This window comes from Larkinella soli (assembly GCF_003703975.1).
Lineage (GTDB): Bacteria > Bacteroidota > Bacteroidia > Cytophagales > Spirosomataceae > Larkinella > Larkinella soli.
Window position 1 is genome coordinate 104,849 of record NZ_QTJY01000015.1, and the last position, 21,046, is coordinate 125,894.

Sequence of the window (21,046 nt, forward strand, 5' to 3'; positions counted from 1 at the left end):
CACATTGGTATCCTTGAGTAACAAAATCATTTTTGGGGGCGTGATGGCGGTAGCCATGATTCTGCTGCTGGCTTTACCCGGCCAGGCGCAGATCCGACCCGGTTTCGGTGGCGGACGCATCACGTCCGGCCAGGCGTCGCCGGCCCCGAACGCTCCCATCGAGATCAATTATAACGATCCGAAAGAATACGAAATCGCCGGACTGAGCGTGACCGGAAACAAGTACCTCGACCCGAACTCCCTGCTGTCGCTGACCGGCCTGAAGGTGGGCGACAAAATCCGGATTCCGGGGGAAAGCATCAACGGCGCCATCAAGCGGCTGATGAGCCAGGGCCTGCTGGAAGATGTCGAGGTGCTGGTGACGAAAGTGGAAGGCAACCAGCTCACCCTCAACGTCGCCATCAAGGAACAGCCCCGTCTGTATAAGGTCACCTTCGTCGGTATCAAGAAATCCGAGCAGGACGCCCTGAAAGACAAGGTCAAACTGAACCTCGGACGCCTGATCTCCAATACGCTGATCAAGAACACGCAGCTCAGCGTGAAGAAGTACTTCATCGAAAAAGGCTTCCTGAACACCAAAGTCCAGATCACGACCGTCCCGACCGACAGTACGCGCAACCAGGCCACCATGCGGGTGGCGATCGAGAAAGGGGACAAGGTCAAGATCAACAACATCGAAATCCGCGGCCGTGAGCAGGTGGAAGAGTCCAGGATCCGTCTGAAAATGAAGGGCACGAAGCAGAAGCGCTTCGGCCGTTTGTTTACGCCTTCCAAGTTCATTCCCAAGAAGTTCGAGGAAGACAAGCAAAAGGTCATCGAATTCTATAACAAGGAAGGTTTCCGCGACGCGGCCGTTACTTTCGATTCGGTCTACGCGTACGACAACAGCAGCGTCAACATCGTCATGAACATCGACGAGGGCCGGAAGTACTTTATCCGGTCGATTTCGTGGGAGGGTAACTACCTTTACACCGACGAGCAGCTGACCGAAGTGCTGGGCCTCAAGAAAGGCGATCTTTACAGTAAGGAAGATATCGAAAAGCGGAAGAACGGCAATCCGGGCAGTGACCTCAGCTCGGTATACATGGACCGAGGCTACCTGTATTTTAACGCCGACGACGTCATCCGAAGCGTGGAAGGCGACTCCATCGACGTCGAGTTCCGGATTTTCGAAGGCAAGCAGGCCACAATCAACCGCATCATCCTGAACGGAAATACCAAGACCAGCGACCACGTCGTGCTTCGTGAAATCCGAACGCTGCCCGGTCAGAAATTCAGCAAGACCGACATCATCCGGACCCAGCGCGAGCTGGCGACGCTCGGCTATTTCGATCCCGAGAAGATCGGGATCAACCCGGTTCCGCAGCCCGACGGTACGGTCGACATCGAATATACCGTCGAGGAAAAACCGAGCGACCAGATCGAGCTTTCCGGCGGCTGGGGTGGATACGTCGGCTTTGTCGGAACGCTGGGCCTCGTGTTCAACAACTTCTCGGCCCGCAATATTATGAACCTCAAAGCCTGGCGGCCGCTGCCGGCGGGCGACGGCCAGAAACTGGCGCTGCGGTTCCAGGCCAACGGCCGCCAGTTCCAGACCTACTCCCTGACGTTCACCGAGCCCTGGCTCGGCGGCAAGCGCCCGAACGCCTTCTCGCTGAGCGTGGCCCGGACGATCTACCGGATCTCCGACTACACGAACCTGTACACCAACCCAACCCGCTACGGGAAGGATTTTATCGGGTCGTACGGCAACACGATGATTTCGCTCGGTCTGGGCCGCCGTCTGCGGTTCCCGGACGACTACTTCCAGCTCAGCAATTCGCTGACCTACCAGCGGTACGAGCTGAATAACTACGATATCTTCGGGATCGGTCTGCGGAACGGGATCTCCAACAGCATCACGTTCAACACGACGCTGGCCCGAAACAGCATCGACAACCCGCAGTTCCCGCGGGGCGGTTCGTCCTTCTCGCTGAGCGGTACGCTGACGCCCCCGTATTCGGCCCTGGGCAGCAAGGCGTTCGAATCGACCGTCGAGAACCGCTACAAGTGGGTCGAATACCACAAATGGATGTTCGACGCGAGCTGGTTCGCCACCGTCACGGGCAAGCTGGTGCTGAACGCCCGGGCCCACATGGGCTTCCTGGGCCGGTACAGCGCCAAAACCGACTTCAGCCCCTTCGAACGGTTCGTTCTGGGGGGGTCGGGTCTGGCCGGTACGGGGCAGTTCGCTCTGGCGCAGGACATCATCGGTCTGCGGGGTTATAACGACCGCGACGTCTACACGGGCATGAACGGCATTACGCCGACGGCCCAGGAACGGGCGCGGGGCGGTCTGGCCTTCAGCAAATACATCATGGAGCTTCGTTACCCGGTATCGCTCAACCCGTCGGCCACGATCTTCGTGCTGGGCTTCCTCGAAGCCGGGAACAACTGGGGGAGTTTCAGCAACTTCAATCCCTTCGATCTGAAGCGCTCCGTCGGCGCGGGGGCCAGGATCTTCATGCCGGCTTTCGGTCTGATCGGGATCGACTACGGATATGGCTTCGACCGGATGCCGGGTGCCCAGCGTCCGGGACCGGGTGGGCAGTTCCACTTCACCATCGGGCAGCAAATCAGATAAGAAACCGGCCGGTCTGACGTTTGAAAACTATTGAACGTCAGCAAAAAATGTCATGAAAAAAGGAGTAATTTTTGTAACTTTGCTTTTCTTTTCGGCGCTTGGACCCGTTCAGGCTCAGAAGTTTGGTTACGTCGATTCGGAATTCATTACCAGCAAGATGCCTGACTACCAGAAGGCGCTGACCGAAATCGACAAGTTTGCCGACAAGTGGTCGAAAGACATTCAGGACAAGTACACGGAGATTGATAAGTTGCAGAAAACCTATCAGGCCGAGGAAATCCTGCTGACGGAGGATATGAAGCGGGACAGACTGCGGATTATCAGCGAAAAAGAACGGGAGGCCCGGGAATACAACAACAAGGTGTTCGGTTACGAGGGGATGTTGTTCCAGAAAAAGAAAGAGTTGATGAAGCCGGTCACCGAGACGGTGATGCGGGCCATCGATAAGATTGCCGCCCAGAAACGACTCGATTTCGTATTCGATAAAGCCAGCGAGGGCGTGGTGATGCTTTACACCAACCCGCGGCATGATTATACGGATTACGTTCTGGAGGAACTCGGGCTGGCAAACGATCAGAAGAACGGGAAAACGGCCGCCGTCGATGCGGCCGGCACGCCGGCGGAACCGGAATTAAACCCGGCAGGTCCGTCCAGGTCTAATGCAAGCAAACCAACAAAACAACCAAAATAACAAGTTCGAATGAAAAATAAACTCATTGCACTGGCAGCAGCTCTGCTATTGGGTAGTAGCCAGGTGTGGGCGCAGGCACAGCAACCGGCCACCCCGGCGGCTGCAGTAGCTTCTGTGAAGATTGGTTATACGAATATGGAGTACATCCTGCAGAATATGCCGGAATTCAAAGATATTCAGAACCAGATTACCATCCAGCGCACGCAGCTGGAGAATAACTTCAAGACGATGTCGAAGGAGTTTGAAGACAAACTGGCCGCTTACGAGAAAGGACAGGGCCAGATGTCGGAGGTGATCAAAGCCGATAAGGAGAAGGAACTGCAGGGTCTGCAGCAGCGCATTCAGGAGTTCCAGCAGAACTCCAGTGTCACCCTCCAGACCAAATACAACCAGCTGGTCAACCCGGTGATGGAGAAAATCCAGAAGAACATCGACGCCGTTGCCAAAGAAAGCGGTTATACCTACGTGTTTAACCTCGACGCCGGTGCCGGTACGATTCCTATTCTGCTGTACGCTCCGGAAGACAATAACATTACGGATCTGGTATTCCGGAAAATGGGTGTAAACCCGCCGTCGAAGCAGGCCGCTGCCCAGCCGAACGCCAATCAGGCCAAGCCGGCTCCGCAGCAGAATGCTGCCGCTCCGAAAAAGAACTGATCTGACGTATAAGTACCTTCGAAAGCCGCTCCAATCGGAGCGGCTTTTCGTTTTTCTGCCCCGGAAGCGATTCGGAAAGGTAAACCTATTATGACAAGTTTGTATTAAATAAGTACAATTCTATATTTTTATTTGTTATCGCTGAATCAATTTTACCGATGTTTTTCTTCCGCCTAAAATGTATCTATTAATTTTACGTTACACTTAAAACCATCGGTGGGACAATTTATTATGTACCAAAAGATAGGGAGCATTGTTGCCTTTGTACTGTTCTTAACCAGATTGACATGTGTTGCTCAGGAATCCAGGTCCCTTCAAATCGTCCTACCCCAGCAGCCGAACTGGAACGTTGTGCCTGAGGGCCATACGATCGACGTCACGCTGAAAGTGACCGGTACCCGGTCCGACTCGATTACCTATTTTATCGAACAGGGGCAGATGGAGGGCATGGCGCTCGACTCCACCGGTCATTTCCGCTGGACGCCCGGCTTCGACATTGCCGACCGGATTACGACGGTAAAGACCATTCCGGTGATTTTCGGAGCCCGGACCCGGCAGGGCGAAACCACTACTCAATCGGTCGATTTCAGGGTGCAGCATGTCAACCGGCCCCCGGTCATCGGTGATCTGCGGCCTTTTTACGTTCGCTATAAAACGCAGAATATTTATAAAATGGACGGTAATGTCGTTCGCGACGAAGATAACGACCCGCTCGTTTTCATTCCCATTACCGACCAGATGCCGGAAGGCTCCAGACTGTCCGCACAGGGTGAACTGACCTGGCAATTGTCTCTGAACCAGTTCAATCTGCTGAAGAACAACAAGTCACAGTACATCGAATTCTGGGTGGAAGACCAGCCCGCCAAATCCCGTACCAAAGGACGGTTGAAAGTCGAGGTAACGCAGATGGATCTGCCGCCCGAAATTGCCGTCGTGCCGGAAGACCCGCGCATCCGGATCAAGGAAAATGCCACTGTAAATCTTAAATTTTACCTGAGCGACCCAAACGGTGACGATGACCTGACGACCTTCGACTTTCTGTCCGAAAGCCAGGATGTACCGAAAAGCTCCCTCAGAAAGAACGCCCCGACCAACTACGAATTCATCTGGAAGCCGGGGTATGATTTCGTCAAGGATCCGTATGACTCGCTGGCGTTCCAGATCGTGTTTTTTACGCTCGACAAGGCCCAGAACCGTGCCGAGCGCCGGGTGAATTTTACGGTGTACAATGCCGTCAACGAGGGAGAAAAGGACCGTTATTATTACATCCAGTACCGCCAGGCGATGGTCAATGCCTGGAACCTGCTGGAGCAGTTGGGCGAGAAAGAGGAGGAACTGAAGAGAAGTTACCGGAAAGCGAAAAAGGGCAAGCGCAATCGCTCCGTCGCCAATGCCTCGCTGGGGGCCGTCACAGGCGTTACCCCGGCCATTACCTCGGCCAAATCGAGCCCCAGCGCCCAGCAGAATCAGCGGTTGATTTCGGCCATCGGCGGAACGGCCGTCATGACGATGGGCACCCTGGAAGCGACCGAAGTTATCGGAAAGTCGATGAAGGACCTGCTCGACCGCTTCAACTACGTCATGAGCAAAAAGAGCGAACTTCAGAACAAGGGCGACGTATTCGCCCGGGAATTTGCATTGAAAGCCACCCGCCGGAATCCGGACTTTATTAAAAAGCTGGATGATTTCCGGTCGTCGATGAGCCTTTCCGGTCTGGTGGCGCTGGAACTGGATGCCGGCTGGGAAAGTAAGAAGGAGGCCACCGACAAGGCCCTGAAACGGACTTTCAAAGACTTTACGCCCCTGGAGGAAAATGAAGCCGCAAGCCTGAACCGGCCCTGAACCGATTCCTTACCGGCATAAAAAACCGCCCTGGTAAGCCAGGGCGGTTTTTTGTTCAGGAGAGATTGCCTTCTTCCGGGGTTCGGGGGCGATGGACGGCCTCCGGATCGTTCGATGACTGCAAAACGGGTGGTGTCTCCGGTTCCTCCGTACTGCCCGGGCTGCGTTTCCGGTCCTCATGAGCAGTCTCGTCGGTCGAGGCTTCCAGTTCGGCCGCCGGCAAAACGGATGCGTCGGTCGGCGAGGGGTCTTCGGGCAGCAGGACGTCTTCTTCAGGCTGTTCACGGAAGAAGCGACGCTGGAAGAACAGGATGATGCAGACGCCGACAAAAATACACGAGTCGGCGATGTTGAAGATGGGGGTGGAGTAATACTGACCTCCCCAGACCGGAACCCAGTCGGGCAGGAACCCTTCCCAGACATCGACGAAGATCATATCGATCACCTGGCCGTGAAACCAGGGGGTGGTAGAGCCATAGGGGGCATTGTCGAGCAGAACGCCGTAGAAGGTGCTGTCGATGACGTTGCCGACAGCTCCGGCCAGAATCATGGCCATGGCCCACAATAGCCCGTTGGGAGCCCCGCGATGCGCCAGATGTACCAGGTACCAGCCGATCCCGGCCATGGCCACCAGCCGGAAAAGACTCAGAAGCAGTTTCCCATATTCATGCCCGAGCTGCATGCCGAAGGCCATACCCGGGTTCAGAACGTAATGCAGTTTCAGCCAGTCGCCGATCAGCCGGATCTGCCCGGCAAACCCCGGTTCCATGTTAAAATGGACCAGCAGTTTAACGGCCTGATCGAGGATAATCAACGCCAGAGCGAAGAGGAAAAACTTCAGCGGGCTTTTTTTCACCATGACTCAAAAAATAAAATCACCCGGGTGGTCCGTGTCGGCCAGCGACCAGCCGGGTGAAAGTTCGGGAGTTTATGTGTTTAAGGGTTGAGAAGTCGATGAAGGAAAAGAACGCTTTAACTCCCCAACTCCTCGACCCTTAAATTAAAATCACTGTCTGCCGGCATTTTTCCGGCGCTTCAGTTCGCTTTTTATCAGCCGATATTCACGGCTGCTCTGGCCGGAAATCGATTTGTTCTCTTCAGCCCGGCGGAACAGGTACGGCATGACGGCTTCGACCGGCCCGTAGGGAACGTACTTGGCTACGTTGTATCCGGCATTAGCCAGGTTATACGAGATGTTGTCGCTCATTCCCAGCAGTTGGGCGAACCAGACGTGCGGGTCGCCGGGGTTGATTTTCAGTTCCAGCATTTTGCGGATGCAGTACTGAGAGCTGTATTCGTTATGGGTTCCCAGGCAGAAGGAGATCGTGTCGCGGTATTCGAGACAGAAGTCGATGGCCTGGTTGAAGTCGCGGTCGGTTTCCTCCTTCGTAGGGTGGATCGGGTCCTGGTATTCGCCTTCGTGGGCCCGGATGCGTTCTTTTTCGATATAGGCACCCCGAACCAGTTTGACGCCCAGGTAGTACCCCTTTTTCCGGGCGGTTTCGGTGGCCTTCTTCAGGTTCTCGAAGCTGTCCCAGCGATACATCTGGTAGGTGTTATAAACGATGCACTGGTGATGGTTGTACTTGTCCATCATCTCATAGGTCAGCTCGTCGATGGTTTCCTGAATCCAGCTTTCCTCGGCATCCACGAAAATCCGGACGTTCCGTTCACAGGCATGGCGGCAGAGCGCATCGACCCGTTGACGAACGCGGTCGTAAGCGGCCTGCTCCTCTTCGGTCAGCGTCTCACCGCTCTGCACTTTTTCGAGCAGTTCGGTCGAGGCAATACCGGTGATTTTAAAAACGGAAAAAGGAATGTCTTTGGACTCGCCGGCCCGGTCGATGGTTCTCAGGATTTCCTGAACAGTTTCGTCGAAGCACTTTTCGTTGTCCTCTCCTTCCACGGAATAATCCAAAATCGTTCCGATATTACCGTCGTGCAGTTTCTGGATCGTTTTTTCGCAATCCCGGATGGTTTCGCCCCCGCAGAATTGTTCAAAAATGGTGCTCTTGATGAGTTTTTTTACAGGAAGTTGAAGCTTAAGTGCCAGTTTTATAAAAAAAGTACCTAAATTTACCACCCAGCCTCGATTCATCAACGCAAACAACCAATACGTTTTCAGAAGTTTCCCGTTGGACTGGGAGGAGAAGGCAATCGACGTGTCTTCAAACGAGACGGGCTTAATCGAATTTGCCCGTTTGACGGTCGTTGGCATAGAAGATTTACTTCGGTTTGACATAGTCACTGTCTTATGCACCGACTTGTGACCCGAAAGTTAAAACTAGTTTTCGGGATTCCTAACAACAACACTAAACTACTTTTTCCGTGTGTTTGTTGCCGATGCAAAATGGGATGCAAAGTTAGCTGAAAAACAGTTAGTTTCCAGCTAATATACAAAAAAAAGTAACCAAATAGTTCCTGTATACTAATAGCAGTTATCATCTGAATCGAGTACAAGTATGAAGCCAAGTTTAGAAGTCCTGCCGTTAAACAGCTGGATCGATACCAATGGAAAGCCGCTGATTATTGCAGGGCCGTGCAGCGCGGAAACAGAAGAGCAATTAGTGGAAACGGCCCGCCAGCTGAGCCGGCTGGGCACCGTCCACGCCATTCGTGCCGGCGTCTGGAAGCCCCGGACGCGGCCCGGTAGTTTCGAGGGAATGGGGAAAGAAGCCCTGCCCTGGATTCAGCGCGCGAAGGAAGAAACCGGTCTGCCGTTTGCCGTGGAAGTCGCTACGCCCGAGCACATCGAACTGGCCCTAAAATATGGCGTCGATATCCTGTGGGTAGGGGCCCGGACGACCGTGAACCCCTTCAACGTTCAGGAGATCGCCGATGCCCTGCGCGGAGTCGACGTGCCTGTGCTGGTCAAAAACCCGGTCAACCCGGATCTGGCCCTCTGGATCGGTGCCTTCGAGCGGATCGCCGGCGCCGGCATTACCAAACTGGCCGCCATTCATCGGGGCTTCTCCACCGGCGAAGCTTCCAAATACCGCAACATTCCGCTGTGGCAGATGGCGATCGAACTGAAGTCGACCTTCCCGGACCTGCCCATCATCGGCGACCCGAGCCACATGGCCGGCAAGCGCGCTTACCTGCAGGAACTGGCCCAGATGGCGATGGATCTCAACTACGACGGTCTGATCGTCGAGTCGCACATCGATCCCGACAAGGCGTGGAGCGACGCGGCCCAGCAGCTGACCCCCGCAGCTTTTGGTGAAATGCTTGAGCATCTGCACATTCGTAACGTGGATTCTCCGAACGTCGACTTTAAAGGCGCCATGGAGCAGATCCGTCAGAAAATCGACAATGTCGACCGGCAGCTGATCGAAGTACTGGCCGCCCGGATGGCCCTGGTCGAGAAACTGGCCGAATACAAGAAGGAAAATAACGTGACCATCTTCCAGCCCGACCGCTGGAAAGAAGTCCACGAGTCCCGCGCCAAGCTGGGCAAAAAAATGGGTCTGTATCCCGAACTCGTGGAAGAGATCTACAAGATCATCCACATGGAGTCGATCCGGAAGCAGACCGAAGTCATGAACAGCAACGAGCAGAGCGCCTGACCTGAATCGGGTTCAGCCTTCTGAAGGGATTATGATGCAAAACCGGTGAGGGGTCAGGCTCCTCACCGGTTTTTGGTTTAATAGGGAAACCGGTTTGCCCGTTTACTTCAGCGTAAAGGAGCGGGTCGAGCGGTTATAGGCCCCGAAGCAGCCCAGTCCCCCTTCGATGTTGGTGGGGATCAGGATCGGTTCGGCAAAGGGATTGCCTCCGGTTTGGTCCTGGCGAAATACCGCTTCGTGATACCGGTAGTAGTTTTCGTCCGTATGAAGCAGGTCAATTTCCAGTTCGGCGTTTTGGTAAACGGATAGAAACTGAGCCAGTGTAGTCTGGTTGTCGTTGTTTCCAATGTTGAATTTCCCTCGGGGTGAAGCCAGAGTCGTACCGTCGTTCCCGCGGTCGTCGATCAGATCCCGGGTTTCCCGATTCCGCCGGAAATCGATAAGGTTGCTTTGCCAGCGAATGGTCGTCGTATCTCTTGGATTGATTGGTGCAGCCCGGTACTTGAAAATACCGCCGACCCGATAAAAGTTTTTCTCTCCTGACGGGTCCAGCCAGCGCAGCCGGACCAGAAACTCCTTTCCGGAAAAACCATTCCGGAGGGTGAGGGCCGAATCCAGCACGATGTCGTCGGGAATGACGGGATGTGGTACCGTACACTTCGCCTGTACTTTTCTTCCATCGGCAATTCCGACATTCAGGGTGTAGGTTTTTCCGGCCTCGATGGGAAACTCCTTCGGGTCGACATAATAGTAAAACCCACCCGGCACGTTGCCCTCGCGGATTTTGAAGCGGACGGAACGGCTTCCTTCGGAAAGAGTGATCACCGCGTCTTTTCGGCGGGTATCATAGCTGACGTTTTCACCCAAAACCGGCCGGGAAAGCGCAACGTTAGCTACCAGAATCGTATCCTGCGGGGCAAGGAAACAGGTGACCACCAGCTTTTCGCTGCCGGCGTTCACCAGGTCCGGATCGACTTCCTGTTTGAGGCTGTCGCAGGCCGTCAGCCATCCCGCCAGACCGAGCAATACAACAATATATCGTTTCATAACCGGCTCAGAACTTGAAATTATAACTTACCGACGGCACGACCGGAAACACCGAATACCGGTACAGCACGGTTTTCGTCGGCTGGCCCTGGCCCTGTTCCTTGGCATCCAGATCATAGAAGAACGGGTTACGCCGGTTGTAAAGGTTATATACGCTGAACTCCCAGGTCCGTTCGTGGTGCTTTTTCTTCTTGTGAAACTGAATGCTCAGGTCCATCCGGTGGTAAGGCTCGGCCCGGAAGGTATTCTTTTGGGAGCCGTATTCGTTCACCTCCTCCCCAAACGCGAGATAGGGAAGACTGCCTCCAAAATAAGGGTCTTTGATGGGAAGGTGCCGGTTGGCCTGATAACGGCCCGTCGGAACGGTCAGGGCCTGCCCGGTGCCGTATACCCAGGCGCCCGAGAGCGTAATCCGGGGGCTGAGTTCGTAGATGCCGACGATGGAAGCGTCGTGCCGCCGGTCGTAGCGCGGGTAGAACTTCTTCCCGAAGTTCAGTTCGGCAAACTGCCACTGCGTCCAGGAAAGCGTGTAACCGATCCAGCCCGAAAACCGCCCGACCTTCTTCTGAAGCAGCACCTCGGCGCCATATGACCAGCCTTTGCCGCTGGTTACGTTGTCTTCCCAGCGCACCTTGTCGGCCGAAGTGGGGTCGTTCACGAGCAGAAAGCTGGCTCCTTCGCGGTAGTTGATGATGTTTTTCATCGTTTTGTAGTAGCCCTCTACGGTCAGCGACAGCCCTTTTTCCGCAAAGTCCTTCGCTACCCCGACGGCCACCTGTTCGGACTGCTGCGGTTTGACGCGGTCGGTGGTCGGCACCCAAAGGTCGGTCGGCAGGCCGATGCCGGTATTGGACAGCAGGTGTACGTACTGGTTCATGAGGGCGTAGGAAGCCTTCAGCGAGAGGTTGGGCTTCAGCACAAAGGCCGCCGACAGCCGGGGTTCGGGCCGCAGGTAGTTCACCTGATCGTGCATGAAATGGCTTAGCCGGATGCCCCCGTTGATGCGCCAGCGGGCCGTGGGTCGCCAGATGTCCTCGGCATACAGGCCGGATTCCAGCACGTTGATCGCATCGACCTCCTGTTTGTACTGGTTGATGATCGTACTTTTCAGCACCACCGCGCTGGGCGTAAAGCGGTGCATCGTCGTCTGGGCCCCGAACCGGAGCGAATGCTGCGGAGACGGGTAGAAATCAAGATCGTATTTGAGGGAGTAATCGCGGATGCCGGAGTTGTACCGGAGCGAAAAGGCGTCGTCTCCCTCAAAGCTCTCCTCATCGGAGGAAATCTGAAATTTGTAATTGCTGAAAATGAGCGACGTATTGGCGAAGAGCTTATCCGAAAAAAGGTGGTTCCAGCGCAGCGTTCCGGTGGCGTTGCCCCAGTTCAGGCCGATGTTGACGCCTTCCTTCCGGTCGCGGGCGTAAAAGCGGTCCTGGCCGAAATACCCGCTGAGATACAGCTTGTTCTTCGGACCGAAGTCGTAATTCACCTTGGCGTTGAGATCATAAAAATAATACCCGGCAATGGTTTCCCCGCCCGACTGCTGTTTGATGATGGGCCGGGCTACGAAGTCGAGGTAGGTGCGCCGGGCCGATACCAGAAACGACGATTTGCCTTTCTGAATCGGCCCTTCGAGCGTCAGCCGCGAAGCGATCAGCCCGATGCCGCCCTCTCCGTGAAGCTGTTCCTTGTTTCCCTCCTTCATGTTCATCTCGATTACGGAGGAAAGCCGCCCGCCGTAGCGGGCCGGAAAACCGCCTTTGATCAGCTCGACGCTCTTGAGCGCATCGCCGTTGAACACCGAGAAAAAGCCGAACAGGTGGTTGGCGTTGTAGACCACGGCATCGTCCAGGATGATCAGATTCTGGTCGGGGCCGCCCCCGCGGACGTAGATGCCGGTGCTGCCCTCGGACCCTTTCTGGACGCCCGGCATCAGCTGCAGTACTTTCAACACGTCTTTCTCGCCCAGAAAAGCCGGTATTTTCTTGATCTGAGCCACCGGCACGTCGATGGCGCTCATCTGCGGACTTTCGCTGACCTTCTCCTCGCCGGTCCGGCTGCCCGTGACGGTCACTTCCGAGAGGACGCGCCCGGGCGTCAGCAGCACGTTCAGTTCGGTGTTTTTCCGGAAGGCGACGGTTTGCTGCACCGGCTCGTAGCCGACAAAGGAAAAAACCAGCCGGAGGCTGTCCTGCGCCGGGAGGGTGAGCGAATAAAAACCGTAGGTGTTGGTGGTGGTTCCGGTGGAGGTGCCGGGCAGATACACACTGACGCCGATCAGGGCCTCGCGGCTGCCCCGTTCATGAACGTAGCCGCTGACCGTGACCACGGATCGGGAAGCCTCCGGTCTTCGACCCGGAGCGGTCGGCTGGCCAAAGGCGGCCCCAGTCAGCAATAAACCAAGAGAAACGAGAAGGAAAGAATGCTTCATAAACGCGCAGGCCATTGGTAACGCGCAGGCCGGTGTGGTCCGCATGTATTACGAATAACAGACTCGGATTAGTATGCGGAAGTTGGAAAAGAGAGAATACTACTTCCCGCTTTCATTAACTTTTCCGGCAGGGAAAAAACAAATTTCAGCAAAATCATGTCATTGAAGGAAGAGACTGATCAAGACACGCTTGTCTTCATACTCCTATGCTGAAATTTGATAAACTTTCGCTCAATATACCTGAAACGACCAAACCCCGGGTGGTGGTAATCGGAGGGGGATTTGGTGGTATCAACCTGGTCAAGAAGTTGAAAAACAAAGGTTTTCAGATCGTGATGTTCGATAAGCAGAACTATCACGGGTTCTGGCCGCTGCTGTATCAGGTCGCCACGGCCGGGCTGGAACCGGACGCCATTGCCGAGCCGCTCCGCAAGCTGTTCGATGAGGATTATGACGACTTCCATTTCCGGCTCGTTCGGGTAACGGGCGTGGATCCCGCCCGGAAAGTGGTTACGACGCTGATCGGTGAACTGCACTACGACTATCTGGTCATCAGCACCGGCACCAAGGCCAACTTTTTCGGCAATGAGCAGGTGCAGAAATTTTCCTTTCCGCTGAAAACCATCCCGGAAGCGCTCAACCTGCGCAGCCAGCTGCTCCAGTCGTTCGAGCAGGCCAGCATCACCCGCGACCCCGTCGCACAGGAGAGCCTGCTGAATTTCGTTATCGTCGGGGGCGGGCCGACGGGCGTCGAGGTGGCGGGTTCCATCGCCGAGATGCGGAAACACGTCCTGCCGGGGGATTACCCGGGCCTGGATTTCAGCCGGATGAAGATCTACCTTATCGAAGGGCTCGACCGCGTGCTGCCCCCGATGTCGCCCGAGGCCAGTAAAAAAACGCACGAATACCTCGAAAAAATGGGGATTCTGATCCGGCTCAACACCCTGGTCGAGAACTACGACGGCGAAACCGTGACGCTGAAAGGCGGGGAGCAGATCCGTACGCAGACGGTGATCTGGGCCGCCGGCGTAACCGGCGCACTCATCGACGGCCTGCCGAAAGAGGTAGTCGCCCGCGGGGGCAGGCTCCTGGTCGACCGGTATAACCAGGTCGAGGGTTTCCCCGGCCTTTTCGCCATCGGTGACATCGCGCTGATGAAAACCGACAAATACCCGAACGGGCACCCCGGTCTCGCCCAGCCGGCCATCCAGCAGGGCCAGCACCTGGCGAAAAACCTCGTCCGGATGGTTCGCAACGAAAAGCCGGAGGAGTTCGAGTATTTCGACAAAGGCTCTCTGGCCATCATCGGCCGCAGCCGCGCCGTGGCCGACCTGCCCGGCAACGTCCACATGGGCGGTTTTCTCGCCTGGGTCACCTGGCTTTTCGTCCATATTTACTACCTCGTCGGCTTCCGGAGCAAACTCATCGTCCTGAGCAACTGGGCCTACCGACTTTTTACCTACGAACGCGGAACCCGTCTGATTATCCGGCCTTTCGTGCGGAAAGACGATAAAGAGGCTCAGGAGTTTGTAATGAAGAACGAATTAGGTTAATCTTGAACCACAGACCCTGTTCAAGACCTATTACTGGTATGATAAAACTGACCTTCCGGCCCTTCCTGACCACCCTCCTGCTGGGAGCCTGGCTGGTGGCGCCTGCCCAGCCTCCGCAGGCCGCCTTCAATCCCGACACCGTCAAAGCCGGCCCATTCGATATGGGCAAGATGTGGACGTTCGACACGCCCCCGAAAGACTATTTTCAGAAAACTTACGGCTTTACCCCCGACGACAAGTGGTTCGAGGAGGTCCGGCTGGCGTCACTGCGTTTCGCCGATTACTGCTCGGCCTCTTTCGTGTCGGCCGACGGGCTGGTCATGACCAACCACCACTGCGCCCGCGAGTCGGGAACGGGGGTGCAGCGGAGAGGCGAAAACCTGAACGACAACGGCTTTTTTGCCAAAACGCCGGCGGAAGAACGGAAAGTGCCTAATCTCTATGTGGATCAGCTGCTGAAGCTGGAGGACATCACCAAACGGGTGCAGACGGCCATGGCCGCCGGGAAATCCGAAGCCGAACAGCTTCAGCTCCGGGAACGGGAATTTGCCGCCATCAAGCAGGAGTATCAGTCCCGGCAGGGCTGGCAGGGGCTTGAACTGCAAACCGTTACGTTTTACAACGGCGGGCGGTATTCGCTGTACGGCTTCAAGCGGTATAACGATGTCCGGCTGGTGTTCATGCCTGAACTGCAACTGGGCTTCTTCGGGGGCGATCCCGACAACTTCACCTATCCGCGCTACGTGCTCGACTGCTCGTTCTTCCGGGTATACGACAACGGCAAGCCGCTGAAAACGACCCACTTCTTCAAGTTCAATCCGAACGGTATCCGGGAAAACGAGCCGGTATTCGTAACCGGTAATCCGGGCAGCACCGAGCGCCTGAAAACCGTCGCCGAACTGGAATACGACCGCGATCTCCGGATTCCCTACATCCTCCAGCTGCTGAAGAACCGTTCCAGCGCCCTCCAGGCCTACAACGCCACGGCAAAGAGCGACAGCATCACGAACGAAATCTTCAGCTTCGAAAACAGTATCAAGGCCTACGGCGGCCAGCTCGAAGGGCTCCAGGACCCGTATCTGCTCGCCCGGAAAGCCACGTTCGAAAACCAGTTCAAGGCCGATGCCCAGCGGCTGGAAGCCGGGCGGGGCGGCTCACGCGTCAGCACCGGTTCGGGCAACGGGTCCGGCTCGGCCACGAACACCAACGGAGCCGGCACCCCCAGCCCGGACAACCTCGCTTCGAAGATCGACATCAACCTGAAACTCTGGGAAAACATCGCTTCCAATGTGAGTGACCTCCGTAAGGTGTATAAGGACAATAATTATTTCAGCCCCAGCGGACTGGTCCGGGGCGACCTGCTGACCTTCGCGCATCTGCTGGTAACCTATGCGGCTGCCGCCCGCCAGAACCCGGCGCGGGCCGAGCAGATCAAAGGGATGCTCCAGACGCCGAAACTGACCGACCGCAAGCTGGAAGAAGCCTATCTGGCGGCTCACCTCGGCGAAGCGCAGACGGGCCTGGGCAGCGACGACCCCTACGTCAAAGCCGCCCTGAACGGAAAACCGCCCAAAGAAGCGGCCGCCTACCTGGTAAGCAATACTAAACTGACCGACCAGGGCTTCATCAACGACCTGATCACCAAAGGCCCGGCGGCCATCAGCGCCGATAATGACCCGCTGCTGGCGCTGGCCCGGATTTCGGTGCCGCGTTATCAGCAGGCTTCGGCCACCGTGAAGGAGGTCAATGCCCGGCAGGCCGTGCTGCGGAGCAACCTGGGCCGCCTGCTGTATGAAGTCTACGGGACCAGCATTCCGCCCGATGCCACCTTCTCGCTGCGCATCAACGACGGCATCGTGAAAGGGTATCCCTATAACGGCACCATCGCCCCGTATCAGACCACGTTTGCCGGGTTGTATGACCGGTATTACTCCTTCAACGGCAAGGATCCTTGGGCGCTGCCGAAACGCTGGCTGACGCCCCCGCCGGCCCTGCTCCGCCAGCCGATGTGCTTCGTTTCGACCAACGACATCATCGGCGGCAATTCGGGCAGCCCGATCATCAACCGCAACCGCGAGGCCGTGGGGCTGGTGTTCGACGGCAATATGGAAAGTCTGCCCGGCAGCTTCATCTTCGTGCCGGACCGCAACCGGGCCATCTCCGTCAATACCGGAGCCATCGTAGCCGCCATGCGGTATATCTACAAGGCCGACCGGCTGGTGAAAGAACTGGTCGGGATGTAAAACCGCTGCCGGCCGTGACGGCGTATATATCGCAGAATCCGTATCTTGCAGGAGGTACACGATTCTGCGATTCTTTTTTCGGAATGAAGAAACTCGTCTACAAACACCCGCCGGCGATCCGCTGGTTTCACTGGATCAACGTCCCGATCCTGTTCGTCATGATCTGGAGCGGTACGCTGATCTACTGGGCCTACGACCCCTATAAAATCCAGATCGGGGATACCGTGCTGATCCAGTTTTTCCCGGATTCGTTCTACCAGTTTTTCAGGCTGCGTCGCCGGCTGGCCGAGGGCATGGCCTGGCATTTCGTGTTCATGTGGCTGTTCATGCTCAACGGCCTGCTGTATGTACTGTACACGCTCATTTTCGGCGAATGGCGGTATCTGGTTCCGAACCGGCACTCGTTCCGGGAAGCCTGGCAGGTCACGCTGCACGACCTCGGCCTGCGGAAAACCGCCCCCCCGCAGGTCAAGTACAACGGCGCTCAGCGCATTGCCTACTCTGCCGTCATCCTGATGGGATTCGGTTCGCTGCTGACCGGCCTCGCCATCTACAAACCGACGCAATTTGCCGGTCTGACCGGCCTGCTCGGGGGGTATGAAACTGCCCGTCTCGAACATTTCATTCTGACCGTCGGGTACGTCCTGTTCTTCTTTGTCCACATCGCCCAGGTAATTCGCGCCGGCTGGAACAACTTCCGGGGCATGGTGGCCGGATTTGAAGTGCAGGAAGACCGTTCCGTCGTTTCCCCTCAACCCGCCGACCCGCAGCCATGACGCCCGAAGAAAACACCGGAGAGCGGCTTCCCGAAAGAAAGACGCATCGCGAAGAACTGACGACCGACCAGCAGATCCGGCGCCGGACTCTGAAGGCGTTTGCCTGGTTCGGGCTGGCGGCCCTGGTTCCGGCCGGAATCTGGAAATGGATCACGACCCGGCCGCGGGCAGGCGGGATTCCGGCTCCGTTCCGGAAAGCGCTTCAGGCCAACGAGGCCGTAGCCGGGAGTTATTTCAGCCCGACCCACCTGGCTCCAACCTTTCCGAAGGAAAGAGCGGCCCGGAAGGTCCGGGTCAACGGATGGGACGGTTTAAAGACCGCCCTGGACCCGGAGGCCTGGCGGCTCCAGGTCGAACAGCCGGGCAAACCGGCCCTGCAACTGACGCTCGACGACCTGAAAACCCTTCCTAAACAGGAGATTATCTTTCAGTTCAAGTGCATTGAAGGCTGGAGCCAGATCCAGCACTGGGGTGGGGTGCGGTTCGCGGATTTTGTCGAAAAATACGACCTGGGCCGTCGGCCCGGTTCCGGCGAACGGTTCGGTTATGTCGGCATGAAAACACCGGACGGCGGCTATTATGTGGGCATTGATATGCCCAGCGCCCTGCACCCGCAGACGCTGCTGGCCTATGAGATGAACGGCGAGCCGCTGACCGTTCCGCACGGCGCCCCGCTGCGGCTGATCATTCCGGTCAAATACGGCGTCAAGAACCTCAAGCGCATCGGCCATATCTGGTTCAGCGACGACCGCCCCCGGGATTTCTGGGCCGAACGCGGCTACGATTATCACGTCGGTTTATAAAAAGGATTCGTTATCTTCGAAGTGGATTGATCGAATCAACAACTTCATGAAGAAACTACTCCTCCTTGGAGCGGGCCTGTGGCTCCTGGGGCCGACCGGCTTTGCACAAATCAACAAACAGAAGATCGTTGTAACGGACCTGACACGCATCCGGCAGGTAGGCGGCATCGACGTTTCCCCGAACGGGCAGCAGGCCGTATATACGCTGACGACCATCGAGCCGAATGCCGAAAACAAAGCGGAAGGGAAGGCGGAGGAATATGACTACAAAACCCATCTCTGGCTGACCGGCCTCAAAGCCGACGACACCCGGGCGCTGACCCACGGAGCCGAAAGCGCCCGCCAGCCCGATTGGTCGCCCGACGGTAAATCCATCGCGTTTGCCCGGACGGTGAAAGGGAAATCGCAGATTTTCGTGATGCCGCTCGGCGGGGGAGAAGCCTGGCAGCTGACGAATCTGAAATACGGAGCCTCGGCACCCCGCTGGTCGCCCGACGGCAAACGCATTCTCTTCACGGCCAGTGCGTCCCTTTCCGAAATCCTGAAAGACTCTCTGCTGAACCCCGGCAAACGCGTACCGGCCTGGTCGCTGGAAAAGCCGGGTTTTGCCGGCAACGACTTTATCCGGCCCGACAAGGGGGTCAAACCCAACCCCGACGGCTCCCTGGCCGAAATCCGGGCTTACCTCAACAAAGACGTCGAAGACAAGAAGGCCAAAGTCATCAACCGGCTGAATTTTCAGGGCGAAGCCACTACCGAACCGGAACTGAGTTTTACCCACCTGTATGTGGTGGACGTAAGGGAAGGAGCCGCTCCCCAGGCCCTGACGCGTGGTTTTTACTCCTTCCAGGCTCCCGAGTGGATGCCCGACGGCAAGGGCTTGCTGACCGTGACGGACCGCGATACGCTGAAACATCCTGACCGTGAGCAGGATGCGGCCCTTTTCTGGCTGGCTGCCGACGGTTCTGGCCGGCGGGTGCCGATCCTGGCCGAACCGGGCCGGACGTATTTTTCGCCCGCCGTATCCCCCGACGGCCGCTGGCTCGTACTGCTGACCAGCTCGGCCCAGGGCGTCAATGCCGGCCAGATGGCCGTGGCCCGACTGAACGGCACCACCGTTTCGGACCTGCAGACGGTTTCGTTCGACCGTGCGGCTTCCGGAATGAAATGGGCCGTGACCACCGTGGCCGGAGGGAAGGGAAAGAAGCCTTCCACCGCTTATGCGGTGTATTTCACGGCGGCTTCGAACGGCGGTTTTCCGCTGTACCGGCTGGACCCGGTCACGAAGCAGGTGGCTCAGCTGTCGGACTTTGACAGTGGGGTGAGTGCCTTCGACGTATCCGGCGACCTGGTGGTTTTTGCCAAAACCGAGGTTGCCAACCCGTCGGAACTCTACCGGGCCGATGGATCGATGAAAAACGCCGTCCGGCTCAGTAAACACAACGAGTGGGTGGCGGCCAAAGCCCTTAGCATCCCGGAGAAACGGACCTACAAAAACTCGAAGGGACAGACCGTCGATTACTGGATTATGAAACCAACGAACCCCGTGGCCGGGAAGAAATACCCGCTGCTGCTCAATATGCACGGCGGCCCGACGGCCATGTGGGGTCCGGGCGAACCCTCGATGTGGCACGAGTTTCAGTATTTCTGCTCGCAGGGCTACGGGATCGTGTATGCCAACCCCCGCGGCTCGGGCGGCTACGGCATCGATTTTCAGCGGGCCAACATCAAAGACTGGGGCACCGGCCCGGCCGAGGACGTGCTGGCCGCGGCTACCGATGCCGCCCGGGAAGCCTGGGCGGATACCAGCCGGCAGGTCATAACGGGTGGTTCCTACGCCGGGTATCTGACGGCCTGGATCATCGGGCACGACAACCGTTTCAAGGCGGCTTTTTCCCAGCGCGGGGTGTATGAACTCAGCACGTTCATGGGGGAAGGCAATGCCTGGCGGCTCGTGCCGAACTATTTCGGCGGGTATCCCTGGCAGAAGTCCGCGCAGGAGGTGCTGGATGCCAATTCGCCCTATACCTTCGTCGAAAATATCAAAACTCCCTTGCTCATCAAACACGGCGAGAACGACCTGCGGACGGGAGTGATTCAGAGCGAGATGCTGTACAAGAGCCTGAAGATTCTGGGCCGGCCGGTTGAGTATGTCCGAATGCCGGGCGCCACGCATGAACTGAGCCGCTCGGGCAACGTCCGGCAGCGGATCGACCGGATGCTGCGGATTTATGAATTCTTTGAGCGGTATGTGGGAGAGAAGACCGACGGCCGGCTCGGAAGCAAGCAATAGCCGAAACAGAGAAGGCGCCCTGCAGGGCGCCTTCTCTGTTAAACATAGCCTTTGTCTTTCAGAACCTGATGATGCGCCATCAGGAGGTCGGTCATGGCACGGTAAGCCTTCTGCTGTTCGAGAGCCGAGTCATGCAGGTATTCCGTGCGGTTGTTTACCCCGACCAGAATATCCGTCTGTTTGGTCAGAACTTTGAAGTGTTTGTCGAGCGCTTTCGAATGCTTTTCAAGTACTTTCGAGTGTTTATCAAGTACTTTCGAGTGTTTATCAAGTATTTTCGAGTGAATATCAAGTATCACCGAATGTCGATCCAGTTCGACCTGCTGCTGTTTTACGGTTTCGTAAAGCTGCTGGATGTTCTCCTGGTTCATGGCCAGGATAGCGCTGTGCTGATCCAGGCGTTCGTTATGCTTATCGATGCGTTGAAGGGCCTCTACGAGCAGTTCGATGATGCGGTCCTCATTCTTCATAAAGTAAATATAGGCAACGGTTCTCAGTTCTTCTTCCCTTGAGACGATGAA

At 56.6% G+C, this 21,046-nt stretch carries 14 protein-coding genes and 1 pseudogene; 10 read left to right on the plus strand and 5 right to left on the minus strand.

Features of this window, described 5'->3' with window-relative positions:
• Positions 1-43: 43 nt before the first annotated feature.
• From bamA to DX909_RS22940, 4 genes are all read left to right on the plus strand, one after another.
• Entirely contained in the window at positions 44-2,623 is a 2,580-nt protein-coding gene (gene bamA, locus DX909_RS22925) for an outer membrane protein assembly factor BamA (protein ID WP_128547619.1), read from the plus strand.
• Between the two features lie 52 nt (positions 2,624-2,675).
• A complete protein-coding gene (locus DX909_RS22930) occupies positions 2,676-3,314 on the plus strand; it encodes an OmpH/Skp family outer membrane protein (RefSeq protein WP_128547564.1) in 639 nt (212 codons plus the stop codon).
• A gap of 9 nt (positions 3,315-3,323) precedes the next feature.
• A complete protein-coding gene (locus DX909_RS22935; protein WP_128547565.1) occupies positions 3,324-3,971 on the plus strand; it encodes an OmpH/Skp family outer membrane protein in 648 nt (215 codons plus the stop codon).
• A 351-nt stretch (positions 3,972-4,322) separates the two neighbouring features.
• On the plus strand, positions 4,323-5,813 hold the full coding sequence (locus DX909_RS22940; RefSeq protein WP_374755873.1) for a hypothetical protein: 1,491 nt from the start codon (positions 4,323-4,325) through the stop codon (positions 5,811-5,813).
• Between the two features lie 204 nt (positions 5,814-6,017).
• Here DX909_RS22940 and DX909_RS22945 read toward each other — a convergent pair.
• Both DX909_RS22945 and DX909_RS22950 read right to left on the minus strand, forming a co-directional pair.
• Positions 6,018-6,672, minus strand: a pseudogene (locus tag DX909_RS22945) (lipoprotein signal peptidase); the annotation flags it as partial.
• Positions 6,673-6,819: 147 nt separating this feature from the next.
• The gene (locus tag DX909_RS22950) at positions 6,820-8,031 is read right to left on the minus strand and encodes a proline dehydrogenase family protein (protein WP_229311157.1); all 1,212 of its coding nucleotides are present in this window, start codon (positions 8,029-8,031) and stop codon (positions 6,820-6,822) included.
• A gap of 244 nt (positions 8,032-8,275) precedes the next feature.
• On the opposite strand from DX909_RS22950, the gene DX909_RS22955 reads away from it, so the two are divergent.
• Complete coding sequence (locus tag DX909_RS22955; protein ID WP_128547569.1) at positions 8,276-9,379, plus strand: chorismate mutase; 1,104 nt, start codon at positions 8,276-8,278, stop codon at positions 9,377-9,379.
• 102 nt (positions 9,380-9,481) lie between these two features.
• On the opposite strand, the gene DX909_RS22960 is transcribed toward DX909_RS22955, so the two are convergent.
• A complete protein-coding gene (locus DX909_RS22960) occupies positions 9,482-10,426 on the minus strand; it encodes a DUF4249 domain-containing protein (protein ID WP_128547570.1) in 945 nt (314 codons plus the stop codon).
• Between the two features lie 7 nt (positions 10,427-10,433).
• A complete protein-coding gene (locus DX909_RS22965) occupies positions 10,434-12,857 on the minus strand; it encodes a TonB-dependent receptor (protein ID WP_128547571.1) in 2,424 nt (807 codons plus the stop codon).
• A gap of 206 nt (positions 12,858-13,063) precedes the next feature.
• On the opposite strand from DX909_RS22965, the gene DX909_RS22970 reads away from it, so the two are divergent.
• The 5 genes from DX909_RS22970 (at position 13,064) to DX909_RS22990 (ending at position 20,525) form a co-directional block, all read left to right on the plus strand.
• A complete protein-coding gene (locus DX909_RS22970; protein WP_128547572.1) occupies positions 13,064-14,410 on the plus strand; it encodes an NAD(P)/FAD-dependent oxidoreductase in 1,347 nt (448 codons plus the stop codon).
• 38 nt (positions 14,411-14,448) lie between these two features.
• The gene (locus tag DX909_RS22975; protein WP_128547573.1) at positions 14,449-16,653 is read left to right on the plus strand and encodes a S46 family peptidase; all 2,205 of its coding nucleotides are present in this window, start codon (positions 14,449-14,451) and stop codon (positions 16,651-16,653) included.
• 83 nt (positions 16,654-16,736) lie between these two features.
• Entirely contained in the window at positions 16,737-17,429 is a 693-nt protein-coding gene (locus tag DX909_RS22980) for a cytochrome b/b6 domain-containing protein (protein WP_128547574.1), read from the plus strand.
• Positions 17,426-18,232 carry a molybdopterin-dependent oxidoreductase gene (locus DX909_RS22985; RefSeq protein WP_128547575.1) on the plus strand — a complete coding sequence of 269 codons (807 nt, stop codon included), beginning with the start codon at positions 17,426-17,428 and terminating at the stop codon, positions 18,230-18,232. Before DX909_RS22980 ends, DX909_RS22985 begins: the two co-directional genes overlap by 4 nt.
• Positions 18,233-18,278: 46 nt before the next feature.
• Positions 18,279-20,525, plus strand: coding sequence for a S9 family peptidase (locus tag DX909_RS22990; protein ID WP_128547576.1), 2,247 nt, complete (start codon positions 18,279-18,281; stop codon positions 20,523-20,525).
• A gap of 38 nt (positions 20,526-20,563) precedes the next feature.
• Here the strand turns inward: DX909_RS22990 and DX909_RS22995 are convergent, their stop codons facing one another.
• Positions 20,564-20,995, minus strand: a complete 432-nt coding sequence (locus tag DX909_RS22995) for a hypothetical protein (RefSeq protein ID WP_128547577.1) — start codon at positions 20,993-20,995, stop codon at positions 20,564-20,566.
• Positions 20,996-21,046: the final 51 nt, after the last annotated feature.

What these genes read in the sequence shown, in the direction of transcription:
- DX909_RS22950 (WP_229311157.1), bottom strand. Translation starts at nt 8,031, where the DNA reads ATGCCAACGACCGTCAAACGGGCAAATTCGATTAAGCCCGTCTCGTTT.
- DX909_RS22970 (WP_128547572.1), top strand. Translation starts at nt 13,064, where the DNA reads ATGCTGAAATTTGATAAACTTTCGCTCAATATACCTGAAACGACCAAA.
- DX909_RS22975 (WP_128547573.1), top strand. Translation starts at nt 14,449, where the DNA reads ATGATAAAACTGACCTTCCGGCCCTTCCTGACCACCCTCCTGCTGGGA.
- DX909_RS22965 (WP_128547571.1), bottom strand. Translation starts at nt 12,857, where the DNA reads ATGAAGCATTCTTTCCTTCTCGTTTCTCTTGGTTTATTGCTGACTGGG.
- DX909_RS22935 (WP_128547565.1), top strand. Translation starts at nt 3,324, where the DNA reads ATGAAAAATAAACTCATTGCACTGGCAGCAGCTCTGCTATTGGGTAGT.
- DX909_RS22990 (WP_128547576.1), top strand. Translation starts at nt 18,279, where the DNA reads ATGAAGAAACTACTCCTCCTTGGAGCGGGCCTGTGGCTCCTGGGGCCG.
- DX909_RS22995 (WP_128547577.1), bottom strand. Translation starts at nt 20,995, where the DNA reads ATGAAGAATGAGGACCGCATCATCGAACTGCTCGTAGAGGCCCTTCAA.
- DX909_RS22985 (WP_128547575.1), top strand. Translation starts at nt 17,426, where the DNA reads ATGACGCCCGAAGAAAACACCGGAGAGCGGCTTCCCGAAAGAAAGACG.
- bamA (WP_128547619.1), top strand. Translation starts at nt 44, where the DNA reads ATGGCGGTAGCCATGATTCTGCTGCTGGCTTTACCCGGCCAGGCGCAG.
- DX909_RS22960 (WP_128547570.1), bottom strand. Translation starts at nt 10,426, where the DNA reads ATGAAACGATATATTGTTGTATTGCTCGGTCTGGCGGGATGGCTGACG.
- DX909_RS22930 (WP_128547564.1), top strand. Translation starts at nt 2,676, where the DNA reads ATGAAAAAAGGAGTAATTTTTGTAACTTTGCTTTTCTTTTCGGCGCTT.
- DX909_RS22955 (WP_128547569.1), top strand. Translation starts at nt 8,276, where the DNA reads ATGAAGCCAAGTTTAGAAGTCCTGCCGTTAAACAGCTGGATCGATACC.
- DX909_RS22980 (WP_128547574.1), top strand. Translation starts at nt 16,737, where the DNA reads ATGAAGAAACTCGTCTACAAACACCCGCCGGCGATCCGCTGGTTTCAC.